The organism is Cobetia sp. 1CM21F (genome assembly GCF_023161745.1).
In the GTDB taxonomy this organism is placed as follows: domain Bacteria; phylum Pseudomonadota; class Gammaproteobacteria; order Pseudomonadales; family Halomonadaceae; genus Cobetia; species Cobetia amphilecti.
Map to the genome: position 1 here is coordinate 508,424 of NZ_JALNTQ010000001.1, position 16,738 is coordinate 525,161.

The 16,738-nt window shown below is 63.4% G+C and carries 14 protein-coding genes; 11 read left to right on the plus strand and 3 right to left on the minus strand.

The window, feature by feature from the left end; all coding sequences use genetic code 11:
* Positions 1 to 235: 235 nt before the first annotated feature.
* From MSG32_RS02125 to MSG32_RS02145, 5 genes are all read left to right on the plus strand, one after another.
* Positions 236 to 1,120: an NAD(+) kinase gene (locus MSG32_RS02125; protein ID WP_043334090.1), complete on the plus strand. Its 885-nt coding sequence runs from the start codon at positions 236 to 238 to the stop codon at positions 1,118 to 1,120.
* Between the two features lie 16 nt (positions 1,121 to 1,136).
* Complete coding sequence (locus tag MSG32_RS02130; protein WP_052384625.1) at positions 1,137 to 2,213, plus strand: metallophosphoesterase; 1,077 nt, start codon at positions 1,137 to 1,139, stop codon at positions 2,211 to 2,213.
* Between the two features lie 340 nt (positions 2,214 to 2,553).
* Positions 2,554 to 3,459 carry a rhomboid family intramembrane serine protease gene (locus MSG32_RS02135; protein WP_248377259.1) on the plus strand — a complete coding sequence of 302 codons (906 nt, stop codon included), beginning with the start codon at positions 2,554 to 2,556 and terminating at the stop codon, positions 3,457 to 3,459.
* A gap of 138 nt (positions 3,460 to 3,597) precedes the next feature.
* A complete protein-coding gene (locus MSG32_RS02140) occupies positions 3,598 to 3,873 on the plus strand; it encodes a DUF1315 family protein (protein WP_131432440.1) in 276 nt (91 codons plus the stop codon).
* A complete protein-coding gene (locus MSG32_RS02145) occupies positions 3,861 to 4,817 on the plus strand; it encodes a DUF2797 domain-containing protein (RefSeq protein ID WP_248377261.1) in 957 nt (318 codons plus the stop codon). Before MSG32_RS02140 ends, MSG32_RS02145 begins: the two co-directional genes overlap by 13 nt.
* A 158-nt stretch (positions 4,818 to 4,975) precedes the next feature.
* Here the strand turns inward: MSG32_RS02145 and MSG32_RS02150 are convergent, their stop codons facing one another.
* On the minus strand, positions 4,976 to 6,571 hold the full coding sequence (locus MSG32_RS02150; RefSeq protein WP_348983949.1) for a RimK family protein: 1,596 nt from the start codon (positions 6,569 to 6,571) through the stop codon (positions 4,976 to 4,978).
* Positions 6,572 to 6,739: 168 nt separating this feature from the next.
* Between MSG32_RS02150 and MSG32_RS02155 the strand changes: the two genes are divergently transcribed.
* The 6 genes from MSG32_RS02155 to pepN all read left to right on the plus strand — a co-directional run bounded on the left by MSG32_RS02155 (position 6,740) and on the right by pepN (position 13,938).
* Positions 6,740 to 7,381, plus strand: a complete 642-nt coding sequence (locus MSG32_RS02155) for an N-acetyltransferase (protein WP_248377263.1) — start codon at positions 6,740 to 6,742, stop codon at positions 7,379 to 7,381.
* Between the two features lie 78 nt (positions 7,382 to 7,459).
* Complete coding sequence (locus tag MSG32_RS02160; protein WP_054556286.1) at positions 7,460 to 7,948, plus strand: YajQ family cyclic di-GMP-binding protein; 489 nt, start codon at positions 7,460 to 7,462, stop codon at positions 7,946 to 7,948.
* Between the two features lie 301 nt (positions 7,949 to 8,249).
* On the plus strand, positions 8,250 to 9,092 hold the full coding sequence (locus MSG32_RS02165) for a S1-like domain-containing RNA-binding protein (RefSeq protein WP_175089419.1): 843 nt from the start codon (positions 8,250 to 8,252) through the stop codon (positions 9,090 to 9,092).
* Between the two features lie 163 nt (positions 9,093 to 9,255).
* Positions 9,256 to 10,467 (plus strand): glycerate kinase, encoded by a 1,212-nt coding sequence (locus MSG32_RS02170; protein ID WP_248377265.1) that lies wholly within the window; start codon positions 9,256 to 9,258, stop codon positions 10,465 to 10,467.
* Positions 10,468 to 10,761: 294 nt separating this feature from the next.
* Positions 10,762 to 11,187: a YbaN family protein gene (locus tag MSG32_RS02175; RefSeq protein ID WP_225996323.1), complete on the plus strand. Its 426-nt coding sequence runs from the start codon at positions 10,762 to 10,764 to the stop codon at positions 11,185 to 11,187.
* 99 nt (positions 11,188 to 11,286) lie between these two features.
* Complete coding sequence (pepN, locus tag MSG32_RS02180) at positions 11,287 to 13,938, plus strand: aminopeptidase N (RefSeq protein ID WP_248377267.1); 2,652 nt, start codon at positions 11,287 to 11,289, stop codon at positions 13,936 to 13,938.
* A gap of 170 nt (positions 13,939 to 14,108) precedes the next feature.
* On the opposite strand, the gene MSG32_RS02185 is transcribed toward pepN, so the two are convergent.
* A complete protein-coding gene (locus tag MSG32_RS02185) occupies positions 14,109 to 14,396 on the minus strand; it encodes a hypothetical protein (RefSeq protein WP_248377269.1) in 288 nt (95 codons plus the stop codon).
* A gap of 61 nt (positions 14,397 to 14,457) precedes the next feature.
* Entirely contained in the window at positions 14,458 to 16,665 is a 2,208-nt protein-coding gene (locus MSG32_RS02190) for an EAL domain-containing protein (protein ID WP_248377271.1), read from the minus strand.
* Positions 16,666 to 16,738 lie beyond the last annotated feature (73 nt).

Consider the following 16,738-nt stretch of genomic DNA (forward strand, 5'->3'; position numbering starts at 1 on the left):
TTCGTTCGGGAAAGAATCAACGCCCGTGACGGTCGGGATGGCGGTGCGTCAACTGCGGGGGATAGACAGGTAACGTCCCGCTTCCCGCCTTGGATGTTCGTGGCCGGTTTTCAGGCGTGTCTGGGCGTGGCGTCAGCCGGTCACCTCACATCCGATGGGGAAAGCGCGGCGCGGCTGCATTGCTGCTCGCGCGGTGAGTCCGCATAATGGCCGACATGACAGCCTGGGAGGCGTGATGAAGCAGCAATTCAATACGATCGGCGTGATTGGCCGACTGGGCAGTGCCCAGGTGGTGGATACGCTCAAGCGCTTGATTCGCTTTCTGGATTCCCGTGGCCTGGCCATGGTGATCGAGGAACGTACTGCCACGCTGCTGCTGGACCACGGTCTGCAGGTGGCCAGTCGCCGTCAGATGGGCGAGCAGTGTGATCTGGTGATCGTGGTCGGCGGCGATGGCAGCCTGCTGGGCGCCGCGCGCGCGTTGTGCCGCAGCGGCACGCCCGTGCTCGGCGTCAATCGTGGGCGACTCGGCTTTCTGACCGACATTCGCCCCGATGAGCTCGAGGAGAAGGTGGCCGAGGTGCTGGGCGGTGACTATCTCAGCGAGCAACGCTTCCTGCTCGAGGCCGAGGTTTACCGCGAAGGCGAGCGCATCGGGGCGGCCGATGGCCTCAATGATGTGGTGCTGCACCCCGGCAAGGCGGCGCGCATGATCGAGTTCGAGCTGTTCATCGATGGCCAGTTCGTCTACTCCCAGCGCTCGGATGGCTTGATCGTCGCCACGCCGACCGGCTCGACCGCCTATGCGCTGTCCGGTGGCGGCCCCATCGTGCATCCGCGTCTCGAGGCGATCACCCTGGTGCCGATGTTCCCGCATACCCTTTCCAGTCGTCCGATCGTGATCGATGCGGCCAGCGAGATCATCCTGCATATCAGTGCCAGCAACTCGACCTACCCGCATATCAGCTGCGATGGCCAGACCCAGGTGGTGGCCAAGCCCGGGGATGTGCTCAAGATCCGGCGCAAGAGTGAGCGTCTGACGCTGATTCATCCGCTGGAGCACAACTATTTCGAGATCTGTCGCACCAAGCTCGGTTGGAGCAATCGCCTCGGCGAATGACCTCAAGGCTCACAGCATGCAAGCATTCGTGGCGCCACAGGATGGCTATGACCTTATCGGCGATGTACACGGCTGCGGCGCCACTCTGGCGACGTTGCTGGAGACGCTCGGCTATCACATCGTCGATGGCGTCTATCGCCACCCGACCCGCAAGGTCATCTTCCTCGGCGATATCATCGATCGTGGTCCGCGCATCCGCCTGGCGGTGCAGCTGGCCAGCAGCATGGTCAATGCCGGCGAAGCGCTGATCGTGATGGGCAATCACGAATACAACGCCCTGGCGTATTGTCGGCGCGCCCGCCCGCGTGCAGGCGGCGAGCATCGTGATTTCCTGCGCTCGCATACCTCACGTCACAATCGCATCATCCGCGAGACGCTTGACCAATATCAGCATCATCCCGATGAGTGGGACGAGGCGCTGCGCTGGTTCATGCGCATGCCGCTGTGTCTGGAGCTGCCGCCGCTGGCCCCCGGCCAGAGCGGGTTGCGCGTGGTGCACGCCTGCTGGGACGAGCCACTGGTGCGTACCTTCCTGGAGCGCTACCCCGATGGCTGCATCGATGAAGACTTCCTGCATGAGTCCATCGAGCACGACAGCTTCGCCTATCGCGTGCTGGACCGCATGACGCGCGGCGCGAATCTGCGCTTGCCGGAAGGGGTCGAGATCCATTCCGGCGATGGTTTCACGCGCCGAAGCTTCCGCACGCACTTCTGGGCACGTGAGCCCCGCACCTACGGCGATGTGGTCTTCCAGCCCGACAACCTGCCCGGCGAGCTGGAATCGCGCTGGCTGAGCGAGCAGGAGCTGGCCAATCTGCCTTACTACGGGCCAGAGCAGCCGCCGCTGTTCCTCGGGCACTACTGGTGCGAGGGCTTGCCGGCGCTGCCGGCCCCCAACATTGCCTGCCTGGATTACAGTGCGGTCAAGTTCGGACGCCTGGTGGCATATCGCTTCAGTGGTGAAGCCACGCTGGATGCCGCCAACTTCGTGTGGGTGCCGGTACCGCGTGAGCCTTCCCGACGCCCCGTGCCGGAAGAGCTTTCCCGCGACACCCTGTCGAACCAGTCATTCGCCAATGGCGCCAGTCAATAGGACTGGCCATTAGTACCGGTCAATTGCACTGGCCATTGGCACTGCTCAATAGCACTGGTCATGGGTACGCCCCAATAGCGTCAGTGATGCTGGCGGCGAATGGCGATTGTTTTTTACAATCACATGTCAGTGAACCAAAGCTCGATTGCGCACTCTGAGTAAGTGTTCCCTTGAATGATCCTTGCTCAGTCCGGTGCCCCCCACCGGGCTTTTTTTATGTCTGTCATAAAGGCCAGACGCCTGCGGCGCTGTGGTAGATTTTCACAGGCTGGTCTGACTTCTCCTTGTTTATCAACGTGTACTGAGTCTGTTCAGTCGCGTGTCATCTTCAGAGGCATACATGTTCAAGGTTCTGACGCTGCCCGAATCCTTCGACAGCCGCCCCCTGCGTGAAGCCCTGTGGGCCGAGAAGATCGGTCACCAGATCACCCTGAGCCAGGCTCGCCCGACAGAGGCTGCGTCTGGCGAGGATGCCGAGAGCCACGAGGGCGGCCAGGAGCTGTGGCTGGCCGACCCCGAGCAACTGCCGCGCGTCATCGCGATGCTCGAGCGCCAGTCACGCGGTGAACCGTTGCGGGACTCCTCTGCGGGCGCCGCGACGCGTGGCACCGCCAGTTCTCAATCTCTCATCGCCCTGATGCGCCAGACGCCCTTGACCTGGCTGGTCGGACTGGCCTGCTGTGTCACGGTGCTGTTCCAGTATGCGCTGGGTCAGGCGGCGGTATTCGAGTGGCTGGCCATCGTGCCCTTCGAGCTTGTCGGCAGTCAGTACATCGCGCCTGAGCCACTGTCCGTGACGCTGGCGGGGGAGTGGTGGCGGCTCTGGTCGCCGTCATTGATGCACTTCGGGGTACTGCACCTGGTGTTCAACCTGCTGTGGCTGTGGGTGTTCGGGCGCCAGATCGAGGCCATCGATGGCGGTTGGCGCTTCGCGCTGGTCGTGGTGCTGAGCGGCGTGGCGGCCAATCTGGCCCAATACGCCACCGGCAGCGTGCTGTTCGGAGGGCTGTCGGGGATCGACTTCGCCGTGATCGGCTATGTCTTCATCGCCGCACGCCGCCGCCCCGCGCTGGGCTATCAGATGCAGCGCTCGCTGATGATCTTCATGCTGATCTATCTGGTGTTGTGCATGACGCCGCTCGCGAGCGCCATCGGTCTGGGCGCCATCGCCAACGAGGCGCATCTTGGCGGCCTGCTGACCGGTCTGCTGCTGGGCTGGCTGCTCCCCAGGCGCAGCGCGGCCTGAGCCTTGGCGCTTCGGTCCAGGGGATGCCACCTCTGGAAATGACACTGCGCGAAACGACAATGCTAGAATGGCGGCCATCCCCAGTGACTCCGATGGTCCGCCTTCGGCAGTCGTGGACCCGTATCAGGAGAGTATGTGATGAGCAACATGTCCTTTGACGGCATGGTCGAGCAGATGACGCCGACCATCTACGAGAGCCTCAAGCAGTCCATGCAGCTGCGCAAATGGCCGGATGGCCGCGTGCTGACCCAGGAGCAGGTCGAGCTGTGCATGGAAGCCGTCATCAAGTACGAAGCGCACAACAACGTGCCGGCCGAGTCGCGTGTCGGCTTCATCGACAACGGCACCTGTGGGCCGCGTGATGACGACAGCACTGCAAGCGATGAGCCGGAGCAGATCAAGTGGGTCAACTGACGCTGGATGATGCCCTGAGTGCGGATGAAACCTCTGGTAAGGCTCAGGATGCGGCGCCCATCACGCTGAGTGGCAACCTCCACAAGATGTCCATCGTGCCCGCCGGTGAGGCGCTTGCGATCGATACCTCGTTTGATGCGCCGTCGGTCACGCGCGAGCCGCTGGCGGCCAACTATGGCCTGCGTCTGGGCGAGGTCACCCAGCCGCTGAATGCCTATATCGGTCACAAGGTGCGATTGAGCTTCACCGGTCAGATCCACTGCAGCCATTGCGGTCGCAAGACCAAGAAGAGCTTCGCGCAGGGGCATTGCTATCCGTGTTTTCGCAAGCTGCCGCAGTGCGATGGCTGCATCATGAAGCCGGAGACCTGCCACTACGCCGAAGGCACCTGCCGTGATCCGCAGTGGGGCGAGGAGCACTGCTTTCAGCCGCATATCGTTTATCTGGCCAATTCCTCCGGCCTCAAGGTCGGCATCACGCGCAAGACCCAGATGCCGACGCGCTGGTTCGATCAGGGTGCCATCCAGGCACTGCCCATCGTCGAGGTGTCCAATCGCCTGCAGTCGGGGCTGGTCGAGGTGCTGTTCAAGCAGGCGCTGAACGACCGCACCAACTGGCGGGCGATGCTCAAGGGCGATGTGGCCGAGCTGGACCTGGAAGCCGAGCGGGATGCCTTGCTGGCCCAGATGTCAGAGGGCCTGGCGGCGCTGCAGGTGCATTGCGGCGAAGGCGCCATCCGGGTGCTGGACACCACGGCGCTGGCCTTCGAGTTTCCGGTGCGCACCGCGCCGACCAAGGTCACCTCGTTCAACTTCGACAAGACGCCAGTGGTGGAAGGCGTACTCGAAGGGCTCAAGGGTCAGTATCTGATTCTCGACAGTGGCGTGATCAATCTGCGCAAGTTCACCGGCTATGAGATCGAGGCCCAGCTCGGCGAGCAATGAGCCGCGGCTGAGCCATAGCCAAGAGCACAGCACCGCACATACGACAGCGCCCACGCTCCGTCACGGAGGGTGGGCGCTGTCGTTTCAGTGCCTCTAGTTTCTAGTTTCTGGTTTCTGGTTTCTCGCTGCTTGCCACAGGCTTGCAGAGTCGGGGTGTGTCAGCCCAGCACGGGCTGGCGGCGCGCCTGCATGCGGGCCAGAAACACCTGCATCACGCGCCGGTAGAGCTCGCGTCCCAGCACCACATCCTCGACGCCGGCATCCAGATTCGGGTTGTCGTTGACCTCGATGACCACCACGCGCTCCTCCAGCTGCTTCAAGTCGACGCCGTAGAGGCCGTCACCGATCAGACGCGTCGCCTTCAGGGCCGTCTTGATCACGGCCGCAGGCACCTCGCTCGGGTCGACCGTCGCGAAGCCGCCGGAGCGGGTACGCGCGCCGCTGTGGTCGTAGATCTGCCAATGGCCGCGCGCCATGTAGTAACGGCTGGCGAACAGCAGCTTGCCGTCGAGCACGCCGATGCGCCAGTCGAACTCGGTCGGCAGCCACTCCTGCAACAGCAGCAGGGCGGAATCATGGAACAGTCGCTCGGCTTCGCGCACCAGTGTCTCGGGGCCATCGATCTTGACGATGCCGCGGGAGAAGGCGCCATCCGGCACCTTCATCACCAGCGGGTAGCGCATGTGCTGACCGCGCTCGGCCAGCTGGCGCAGTTCGCCCCGATGGATCAGGCGACCCTGCGGGGCACTCAGGCCGCGTGCCTTGAGAAGCTCATGCAGGAAGACCTTGTTGGTGCAGCGCAGGATCGACTGACTGTCATCGATCACCACCAGCCCTTCGTGCTCGGCACGCTTGGCCATGCGATAGGTGTGGTGATCCAGACTGGTCGTCTCGCGGATGAACAGGCCATCGAACTCGGCCAGACGGCCTTCATCGCGCCGGGTGATCAGGCTGACATCGATGCCCAGGCGCCGTCCTTCGCGGATGAAATGCTTGAGCGCGGTACGGTTGGACGGCGGCAGCGCCTCGTCCGGGTCGACCAGCATGGCGAGATCGAAGCGGTAATGGCGGCGTGCCTTGGGCGTGCGCCACACCTTGCGCGAGTGGCGATTGAGCGCCTGGGCGAAGCGGTCTTCATCCGCCGCTGCCAGGTGGCTCAGGGATTGCGGGCGCACCCGCTTGAGCACCCAATGATCGCCACGGCCTTCAAGACGCACCTCCAGCAGCGGGCAGGACAGGCGCTCGAACAGCTTGCGTGCGAGGCGCGCAAGCGCCGGGTCTTCGCTCTCGCCGAAGGTCAGCAGCAGGTCGAGTCGTGGCGGCTTGCCAGCCCCATGCGTCGCGTCTTGCGGGACGGGCAGGGCGCCCTTGCGTGTCAGTTCCTCGAGCAGCACGCGGATGCCGCCCAGCTCCATGTCGATCAGCGACTTGCGTGACAGCTGATTGAGGGTCTCCACCGACGGCAACGCCTTCTGGCCGCGCGCCTGGGCCAGCAGCGAGACGTAATAGCCGATGCCCAGATAATCCAGTCCGCCGCACAGATTGATGACGTGGGTGGCGGGCTGCGGCGCATCGTCGGCGCGCTGGGCTGGCGCATCGCTTGAGAGTTCGGAAAGAAAGTCATGGGCGCTGATGACATCATCACTGGGATAGAAGGCGCGCCAGTCAGAAACACGGTCAACCACGATACGCAGGCGGGACATTGCGAAGCCTCGCAAGGCGGGCACCGAAGCGGTGCCGAATGCGCGCATCATGAGAAACAATCCCCGTCATCGCAATAGGCTGGAAAGTGAAATAATTTCATGCAAAGAGACCAAGACAAGACGCGCCTGCATGCCCAGAATGCAGCGCATTGCTACCGCCCCGCGACACGCTGATCCTCGGACGGCGTCAGGGCGCTGACAGGCGGGAGAGCCTGCACCATGACCCCCATTCTGCGCCCGGCCATCCGGGCCGATCTCGACGCTCTGGTAGAGCTCGAGGAAGTCAGTTTCGACAGCGACTGGTTCAGTCGTCGTCAGCTGTCCCATCTGATTCTGCGTGCCCATGCCCGTACCCTGGTGATCATCCAGCCCGATGACGATGTCATCCCGACCGCAGCGGCGGTGGACGATGTCATGGCCGCGCTATGGCCGGCCGGTAGCGTCGAGCGCGATGACGCCACGCCGCTGCGCAGCGTGCTCGGCTATGGCACCGTGCTGTTTCGTCGCAATTCACGCCGGGCGCGACTCTACTCCTTCTGCCTGCATCCGGAATCGCGTGGCCGCGGCCTTGCCCAGCGCATGCTGACATCGCTTGAGCAGCTGGCCATCGCGCAGGGCTGTACACAGTTCGATCTTGAGGTGCACACCGGCAATGGCGCGGCGATCGCGCTCTACGAGCGTCACGGCTTCGAGAAGTGTGGTCGCCTGCGCGATTACTATGCCGACGGGGCCGCCGCCTGGAAGATGCGCAAGGCATTGACGCTGGATTCGCCGGCGCCGGTGGCTGAGGAACTCGCGGCCGGTGATGCCGGTGAAGCGCGCCCGGGGGCGCCCTCGACGGTGAATGCCGGCGCCGCCTGAGCCAGGGGCATGGCGCGCGTGGCCCCCATGGGCTAGGATGCGCTGTTTATTCTTCATGGCTTCAAAGGAATCGCTCCCATGCCGTCATTCGATATTGTCTCCGAACTCGACAAGCACGAAGTTCAGAATGCCGTCGATCAGGCCAATCGCGAACTCGCGACGCGCTTCGATTTCAAGGGCGTGACTGCCAGCTTCGAACTCGAGAAGGAAGAGAACGTCAATCTGGAAGCCGATGCCGACTTCCAGCTGCGTCAGATGATCGAGCTGCTCAAGGGTCGTCTGATCGCGCGCGGCATCGACGTGCGATGCCTGGAAGAGAAGGACGCCGACACCGCTGGCGTGCGTGCCCGTCAGCAGCTGGTGCTGCGTCAGGGGCTGGACCAGCCGACCGCCAAGAAGATCGTCAAGGCGCTCAAGGATGCCAAGCTCAAGGTCCAGGCACAGATCCAGGGCGAGAAGGTCCGCGTCACCGGCAAGAAGCGTGATGACCTCCAGGGCGCCATGGCGCTGCTCAAGGGCGATGAGAGCCTCGAGCTGCCACTGCAGTTCAACAACTTCCGCGATTGATCCAGCGCGCAAGTGACTGGCGATCGCCATTTTCAGCACCGTTCGCTATCGGCGTGCGGTGCTGTCTTCGTTTGATTCGCTGATTTGCGGTGTCGTGAGAGTCACTGATTCGCATGTTTTCTGGATCAACAGATTCGCTTTGAAAGCGTCATGTCTCGTCGCTGGCGCTACGCTTGTCCAGCCCGGTGCTTCACGCGAGACGACCGGACGCGTCGCTTTCAAAGCGTTTCACCCTATTCGTACGTGATATCTGCGCCATGCGGGCCGCTTCGGCACCCGACAACGCGCAAAGAGAGGTTATATGTCTGCTCCGCTCGCTATCGGCCAGCGCAACACCCTGACGATCACCAAGCGGGTCGGCTTCGGCGTCTTCCTCGATGGTGGGGATCGCGGGGAAATCCTGCTGCCGACACCCTTCATTCCGGCGGGGGCCGACATCGGTGACGAAGTCGAAGTCTTCGTCAGCCTGGATGATGAAGACCGCCTGCTGGCCACCACGCGCTATCCGCGTGCCATGGTCGGCGAATTCGCCGCGCTCAAGGTGGTCGAGGTCAATGACATCGGCACCTTCCTCGACAATGGCCTGGGCAAGGACCTGCTGCTGCCCTACGGCGAGCGCAAGCGTGAGCTCAAGGCCGGCCAGTTCGCCATGGTGCACGTCGGTCTCGACAAGCACAGCGACCGCATGGTCGCCTCGATGCGTCTGGATCGCTGGCTCGACAAGACTCCGGCCACCTACGCGGTGGGCCAGGAAGTCTCCGGTCTGGTCGCTGCGCGCACTGACCTAGGCATGAAGATCATCATCGACAACGCCCATTGGGGCTTGGTGCACCACGACCGTATCTTCACGCGTCTGCGCATCGGCAACCGTCTGCGTCTGTGGGTGTTGAAGAATGACGGCAACGGCAATGTCGATCTCACGCCGCAGGCGCCGGGTCCGGCCGGCCATCAGCAGCTGGCGGACCGCATTCTGGCAGCGCTGGAAGCCAGTCAGGGCGTGCTGCCGCTGGGTGACAAGAGCGAGCCGGAAGCCATCAGTGAGGCCTTCGGTGCCAGCAAGGCCAACTTCAAGCGCGCCATCGGTCACCTGAAGCGCGAAGGCAAGGTCACGCTGGCGCCCACCGAGACGCGTCTGGTCAAGTAAGTCACTGCTGTCAGCCTGTACTGCCACTGCCACCCTCGGGAGACCGACGGGTGGCAGTTTGCGTTTCAGGGTCCCGCATGGCACCAATGACAGCGTATCATGGGGGTATCTTGTGCTGAGTTGCCCCCCATTCGCTCCTTCACCTTCGACAAGGAATGTCTGCATGACTGTCTCCGCTTCTGCTGCCTCCGCTTCTTCTGGTCCCTCAGCGTCTGCTGGTTCGCCGCGTCTGTTGATTGCTCCTGACAGCTTCAAGGAAGCGCTGGCAGCCAGTGATGCCGCCGAGGCCATGGCGCGGGGTGTTCGCCGGGTACTGCCCGAGGCACAGATCGATCTCTGCCCGCTGGGGGATGGCGGTGAGGGCACGCTGGCGGCGTTGTTGGCGGCGTCCAGTGAAGCAGACCCCATCGAGGCGCGCAGCGCTCAGGTGCGTGATCCGCTCGGGCGTGACGTCACCGCCCAGTGGGGCTGGCAACCGGGTAGCCGCACGGCCATCGTCGAGCTGGCCGAAGCCAGTGGTCTGCATCTGGTCAGCCCTGATGAGCGCGACGCGCGGGTCGCCGATACGCATGGCGTGGGCGAGCTGATCCTGGCGGCGCTGGACGCCGGTGCCGAGCGGCTGATCGTCACCCTGGGCGGCAGCGCCACCAACGATGGCGGCAGCGGCATGCTGCGCGCGCTCGGGCTGCGTCTGCTCGACGCTGACGGCAATGAGCTGCCCGCAGGTGGCGCGGCCCTCGCGCGTCTGGCGAGCCTGGACGTCACTGCGCTGGACCCACGCCTGGCCGATCTCAAGGTGTCTGCCGCAGTCGATGTCGACAACCCCCTGTGTGGCCCGCGCGGCGCGAGCGCCGTGTTCGGCCCTCAGAAGGGCGCCGATGCCGCGGTGGTCGAGGAGCTGGATGCGGCGCTGGGCCACTTCGCGCGCCTGAGCGCTGAAGTGCTGGGCACAGATCAGCAGCAGTTGGCCGGTGCAGGGGCCGCAGGCGGCATGGGCTACGCGGTGGCGGCCTGGTTGAACGGCGAGTTGCGCCCGGGCATCGAGCTGGTGATGGAGCGCCTCAACGTGAGCGAGCGTCTGGCGGGCTGTGATCTGCTGATCACCGGGGAAGGCGGCCTGGATGGCCAGAGCCTGGGCGGCAAGACCCCCATCGGTGCGGCGCGAGCCGCGCGTGCCGCCGGGGTGCCCGCCATCGTGTTGGCCGGACGACTGGCCGAGGGCTGGCAAGCCGCCCATGATGAGGGGGTCAGTGCCGTCTTCACGCTGTGTGACAGTGCCATGCCGCTTGAGCAGGCGCTGGCACGCACCTCGGAGCTGCTGGCTGACCGCTGCGAGGCCATCATGCGTCTCTGGCAGTTGGCGCAACGTAGCTGACCGCAGCCCGGCTGACCGCAGCCCGGCTGATCGCAGCCCGGCTGAACGCAGCCCGGCTGACCGCCACTAAGCCACGCCCGGCTCGACGGATTGCGGCATCGGGTCCGGCCGCAGACAGCGGCCCACGGCGCCCATGGCGGGGGGCGTGGCCTTTCGCGATATCGGCAAGCCCGTTACCATGCACGCAGTTGCTATCAGGCGGATAGTCAGAAAGTACTTTTCCCATGAACGACTTGGCGTTTGACTGATAGCAGGAAGCACACGGTGTGTGACCGCAGGTGGTGAGGAACCGACATGATGATCTTTCGGCGCATGAAGCGTATCTGCTGGCTTGGCCTGGCCTGGTTGTTCTTCGGCATCGGCTTCGCTGGCATGTTTCTGCCGCTGCTGCCCACCACCGTCTTCATGCTGCTGGCGCTGGCCTGTGCCAGCCGAGGCTCACCGCGCTTTGCGCGCTATATCCGGGAACATCCCCAGATCGGGCCGACGCTGGTGGCCTGGGAGCGCGAACGCGCCATTCCGCTGCGCGCGCGCATCATGGCGGTCAGCATGCTGGCCGTCTCGATGCTGATCATCCTGTTCACCGTCTCAGTGCTGGCCGTCAAGGTCTCGCTGCTGGTCTTCCTGTCGCTGCTGGCACTCTGGCTGGCCACGCGCCCGGAGCCCAAGGGCGAGGGGGCGAACCTTGCCGTCAGTGGCGAATCCCTTCCGCGCGAATGAGCGCTTCATCGCGGGCAGGTGAGGTGTCTGCTCCCTCGCTGTCCGCTGTCTTCCTGCCGTGAGGAGTCCTCTCCCGCGGCGCTGATTGCGGAGTCTTTGATGTCACAACCTGCAGCGATTCATCTTGCCGATTATCAGGCACCCGCCTGGCGTGTGCTGGACACCCGTCTGACGTTTGATCTGGCACCGTCCGCGACCCGTGTGACGACCGTGCTGACCCTCGAGGCCAATCCCGATGCCGCCGTGGGCAGTGATGCCACGCCGCCGCTGGTGCTCAATGGCGAGCATCTGATGCTTGAGTCCGTGCGTGTCGATGGGCGAGCGCTGGCCAGTGATGAATACAAGCTCGACGAGACTCACCTGACGCTGGCCGGCCTGCCGGCCAACTGTGAGCTCGAGACGGTGGTGGTGATCGATCCGGCCGCGAATACCGCGCTGGAAGGGCTTTATGTGTCCTCGGGCATGTTCTGCACCCAGTGCGAGGCCGAAGGCTTCCGTCGCATCACCTACTACCCGGACCGTCCGGACGTGATGTCGGTGTTCACCACCACCATCATCGCCGACAAGGACAGCTACCCGATCCTGCTCTCCAACGGCAATCCCGTCGAGCGTGGCGAGCGCGAGGGCGGTCGTCACTTCGTCACCTGGCAGGACCCGCATCCCAAGCCGTGCTATCTGTTCGCGCTGGTGGCGGGGGACCTGGTCAAGCATGACGACAGCTTCACCACCATGAGTGGCCGTGACGTCGCTCTGGAAATCTGGGTCGAGCCGGAAAATCTCGACAAGACCCAGCACGCCATGAACTCCCTCAAGGCCTCCATGAAGTGGGACGAGGAAGTCTACGGTCGCGAATATGACCTCGACATCTTCATGATCGTCGCGGTCAACGACTTCAACATGGGCGCGATGGAGAACAAGGGCCTCAACATCTTCAACAGCGCCTGCGTGCTGGCCAACCCCGATACCACCACCGACGCCGCCTTCCAGCGGGTCGAAGGGGTGGTCGCGCATGAGTACTTTCACAACTGGTCGGGCAACCGCGTCACCTGCCGGGACTGGTTCCAGCTGTCCCTGAAGGAAGGCTTCACCGTCTATCGTGATCAGACCTTCTCCGCCGACATGAACTCGGCGCCGGTCAAGCGTATCGAAGACGTCGCCATGCTGCGTACCGCGCAGTTCGCCGAAGATGCCGGTCCCACCGCGCATCCGGTACGCCCGGCGTCCTATATCGAGATTTCCAACTTCTACACCCTGACCATCTACGAGAAGGGTTCCGAAGTGGTGCGCATGGTCGCCAATCTGCTCGGGGAAGAGGCCTTCCGTCGTGGCAGTGACCTCTACTTCGCGCGCAACGATGGCAGCGCCGCCACCATCGAGGACTTCATCAGCGCGATGAGCGAAGCCTCCGGTCGTGACTTCAGCCAGTTCATGCGCTGGTACTCCCAGGCCGGAACGCCGAACATCGCTGCCAGTGGCACCTTCGATGGCCAGGCAGGCACCTATTCCCTCACGCTGCGTCAGTCCACGCCGCCTTCACCGGGGCAGGCGGAGAAGCTGCCGCTGGTGATTCCGGTGCGCATGGGGCTGGTCGGCGCCGACGGCAGCGATCTGACGCTGACCCTCGACGGCGAAGCGCTGGGCACGGAAACCGTGCTGGAGTTGACCAAAGCCGAGCAGACCTTCGTCTTCACCGGCCTCGCCGGCGATGCCAAGCCGGTGCCGTCGCTGCTGCGTGGCTTCTCCGCGCCGGTCAAGCTGGCCTTTGACTACAGCCGTGAGCAGCTGGCCTTCCTGATGCAGCACGACAGCGATGGCTTCAACCGCTGGGATGCCGGTCAGCGTCTGGCCATGGCAGCGCTTGAAGACCTGATGGCGGCCTGGCAGCGTGGCGAGCAGGAGGCCCAGCTGGATGAGCGCCTGCTGGCCGCCTATCGCTTCCTGCTCCAGAGCGAGGCTTCCGATCGTGCGGTGCTGGCCGAGATGCTGACGCTGCCCTCGGAGGCCTACATCGCCGAGCAGCAGAGTGTCGTCGATGTCGATGCCATCCACTGGGCGCGCAAGACCGCCAAGGCACAGCTGGCCAGTGCGCTGCGCGATGATTTCGTGGCGCTCTATCACGCCAATGCGCAGCAGGGTGACTACGCGCCGACCTTCGAGCAGATGGCGCGTCGCAGTCTCAAGAATGCCGCGCTCAGCTATCTGATGAGCATCGAAGACGAGGAGGGCGTGCGCCTGGCCCAGGCCCAGCTGGCGGCGGCCCACAACATGACTGACGTGCGTGCCGCGCTGACGATGCTGGTGCACTCCTCACGCACCGATCTGGGTGACCCGGCGCTCAAGTCCTTCGCCGAGCGCTGGTCGCATGATCCGCTGGTGATGGACCAGTGGTTCTCGATCCAGGTCACGCGTCCGCAGGCCGATGTGCTGGACCGCGTGCGCTTCCTGATGGAGCACCCGGCCTTCTCGTTGACCAACCCCAACAAGGTGCGTGCCTTGATCGGCGCCTTCGCCGGCCAGAACCGCGTCAACTTCCACCGTCTCGATGGCGAAGGCTATCGTCTGCTGGCGGATGTGGTCATCGAGCTCAATCGTCTGAATCCGGAAATCGCGGCGCGCATCATCACGCCGCTGACGCGTTACAAGCGTTTCGATGCCAAGCGTCAGGACTTGATGAAGGCAGAGCTTGAGCGTATCCGTGGCGAGAAGCTCTCGAACAACCTGTATGAAGTCGTGGAGAAGGCACTGGCCTGATCCTCTGATCTGACCCTTGAAGACAGACGGCAGTCATCGCGCGATGCGGTGACTGCCTCCGACATGAAAAAGCCCCTGCCGAATGGCAGGGGCTTTTTCATGTCACGAGCCTGGCGCAAGTCCCGTCAGGGCATCGCCTGCACGGTCATTGCGTACACGGTCATCGCGCGTCAGGCAATCATCCAGCCCAGGAAGGTCAAGCCGATGAAGGTCAACAATAACCCGCCGATGATGGAGCCTCTCAACAGCGTCGTGATGCCCTTGAAGAGCAGATAGAGCCCGAATACCAGTCCCAGCAGGCTGAACAGCGATGTGCCGAGCCCCAGCTCACCGGTCAAGCCATTGAAGAAGCCAGCCAGCGCATCATCAAAGTGTGCGAAGAAATTGCCCAGGCCTTCGACGATGAAGCGAATGGCGGCACCCAGTTGCGTGCCGATCCAGTTGAAGAAGTCTTCCATAACGCATGATGTCCAGACAGAAAAGAGGCCCCAGTGTGCCATGAAAGACGCGGATGCGCTGTCATCCGAGCTGATACTTGGCGGTGAATGCCTCGATCGCCATCGGCTTGTCCATCAGATAGCCCTGCAGGGCATCACAGCCCATCTCCAGCAGCAGTTCGCGCTGTCTGGGGGTCTCGACGCCTTCCGCCACCACGCACATGCCCAGCTCACGCCCCAGCTGTACCATGAAGTTCACCATGCGGCGGTTCATCTCGTCGTTCTCGAGATCATTGACGAAGCTGCGGTCGACCTTGAGCTCATCGAAGGGCAGGTGCTTGATGTAGGTCAGGGAGGAGAAGCCGGTGCCGAAATCATCCAGTGACAGGCGCAGGCCCAGCGAGCGCAGTTCGTGCATGCGTGCCACCGTGGCGGGCATGTCGGTGGCGAAGACGTTTTCGGTCAGCTCCAGCTGCAGATATTGCGGGTCAAGCGTGTGCTGACTGAGTGCCTTGGCGACATTGCCGACGTAGTGAGGGGAGTCCAGCTGCTTGACGCTGACATTGACCGACAGATAGATCTTCGCGAAGGCGGTGCCTTTCTGCCAGTCCTCCAGCAGCTTGCAGGCCTGCTCCAGTACCCAGTCGCCGAGGCTGTCGATCAGCTGGCTCTTCTCGGCCAGCGGAATGAATTCATAGGGCGAGATATTGCCGAGCTTGGCGTGTCGCCAGCGCAACAGGCACTCGGCGCCGACCAGCTTGAGCCCCCGATCGAATTGCGGCTGCAGTTCCACGTAAAGCTCTTCATTCTCGATGGCGCGGCGCAGGTCATTTTCCAGTTGAACGGCGCGCTCAAGCTCCACGCGCATGCTGGGATCAAAGCGGACGGTCTGATTGCGCCCGGCCTCCTTGGCGCGATACATCGCGATATCCGCGCGCCGGATGAGCTCCTCCGCACTCAGATGGCGATCATGGAACATGATGCTGCCCAGGCTCGCCGAGCTGTGATGTTGCAGCGGCTGCGACTGTGGGCCCAAGAGCGAATACGGCTGGTTGAGCGCCTGCTGCAGGCGCTCCATCAGCTCATCCAGTTCGCGACAGGCAGTCTGCGGATCATGGCTCAGGGGCTGTACCAGGATGACGAACTCGTCCCCGCCGAAGCGCGCCACCAGGTCGCTGTCACGCACCGTGGAGCTCAGGCGATGCGCCACCTCGATCAACAGATGGTCGCCGGTGGTATGCCCCAGCAGGTCGTTGATCTTCTTGAAGTGATCCAGATCGATGAAGATGAGCGCGCCGTGGGTGTCACGGGCGTCGGTGATGATGATGGCCTGCTGCAGGCTGTCGATCAGCGTGGCTCGGTTGGCCAGCTTGGTCAGTGAGTCGAAGCGGCTGTGCTGGTGCAGCAGGGCCTCTGATTCGACGATACGCGTGATATCGGTGATCGAGCCGATCATGCGCAGCGGATTGCCTTCGCTGTCCCGCTCGATGACATCGCCCTTGTCGATCACCCAGACCACGTCGCCACCGCGGGTCAGCATGCGGTGGCGGTGATAATAGGCCGTCTTGCCCGCCATGCAGTCCTGGATGGCGATCATCGTCTCGGGCTTGTCCTCGGGGTGCAGCAGGCTTGCGAATTCTTCCAGGCTGTTGCTGAGCTCGCTCTCCGGGATGCCCAGAATCTGTGACCAGCGGCGATTGTGCGTCACGGAACTGGTCAGGATGTTCCAGTCCCAGAAGCCTTCCAGCGAGGTGTCATAGATGTGGTCGATCTGGCGGGTCTTGCGCTCATGCTCACGGACTTCGGTGGTGATGTTGTGCGCCAGAACGGCGACCAGCGGCTGGCCGTGAATGTCATGGAAGGGCTGCTTGATGGAGCGGAAGTGGTTGACCTCGCCGGTGGTGCCGTCGGTGGCATCCTCGAAGACCGTCTCGCGCTCGAACCTGCTGAGCACCTGCTCCACGCTGCGCCGAAAGAAGTGGCTCTGCTCGGTATTGCCGGTGTAATGGCTGTCATCGCGCCCGATGATGTCCTCGCGCGAGGTGCCATAGAATTCGGTCAGGGTGCGATTGGCGTAGCGAAACAGCCCCTTGGCATCCTTGATGAACAGGATGTCGGGGTGGGTGTCGACCAGGGTGCGCAGCAGGTGGTTCTCGGCTTCCAGTGCCTCGAGACGTGACGACATCTCCTGCAGGCGCGAGTGCAGGCAGCTGTCATCAGGCTGGCGGGAATCGTCGGAGCCTTCTGGGCGCGGAGAGCGGCGATCCCCGGCATCGGAAGGTGCGGTCATGGCAGGTTCCTGAGGCGACGGTCTGTGCGCTCAGTCTACGTTGCCGCTCGGTTGAATAGGCGGGGAGGAAGGG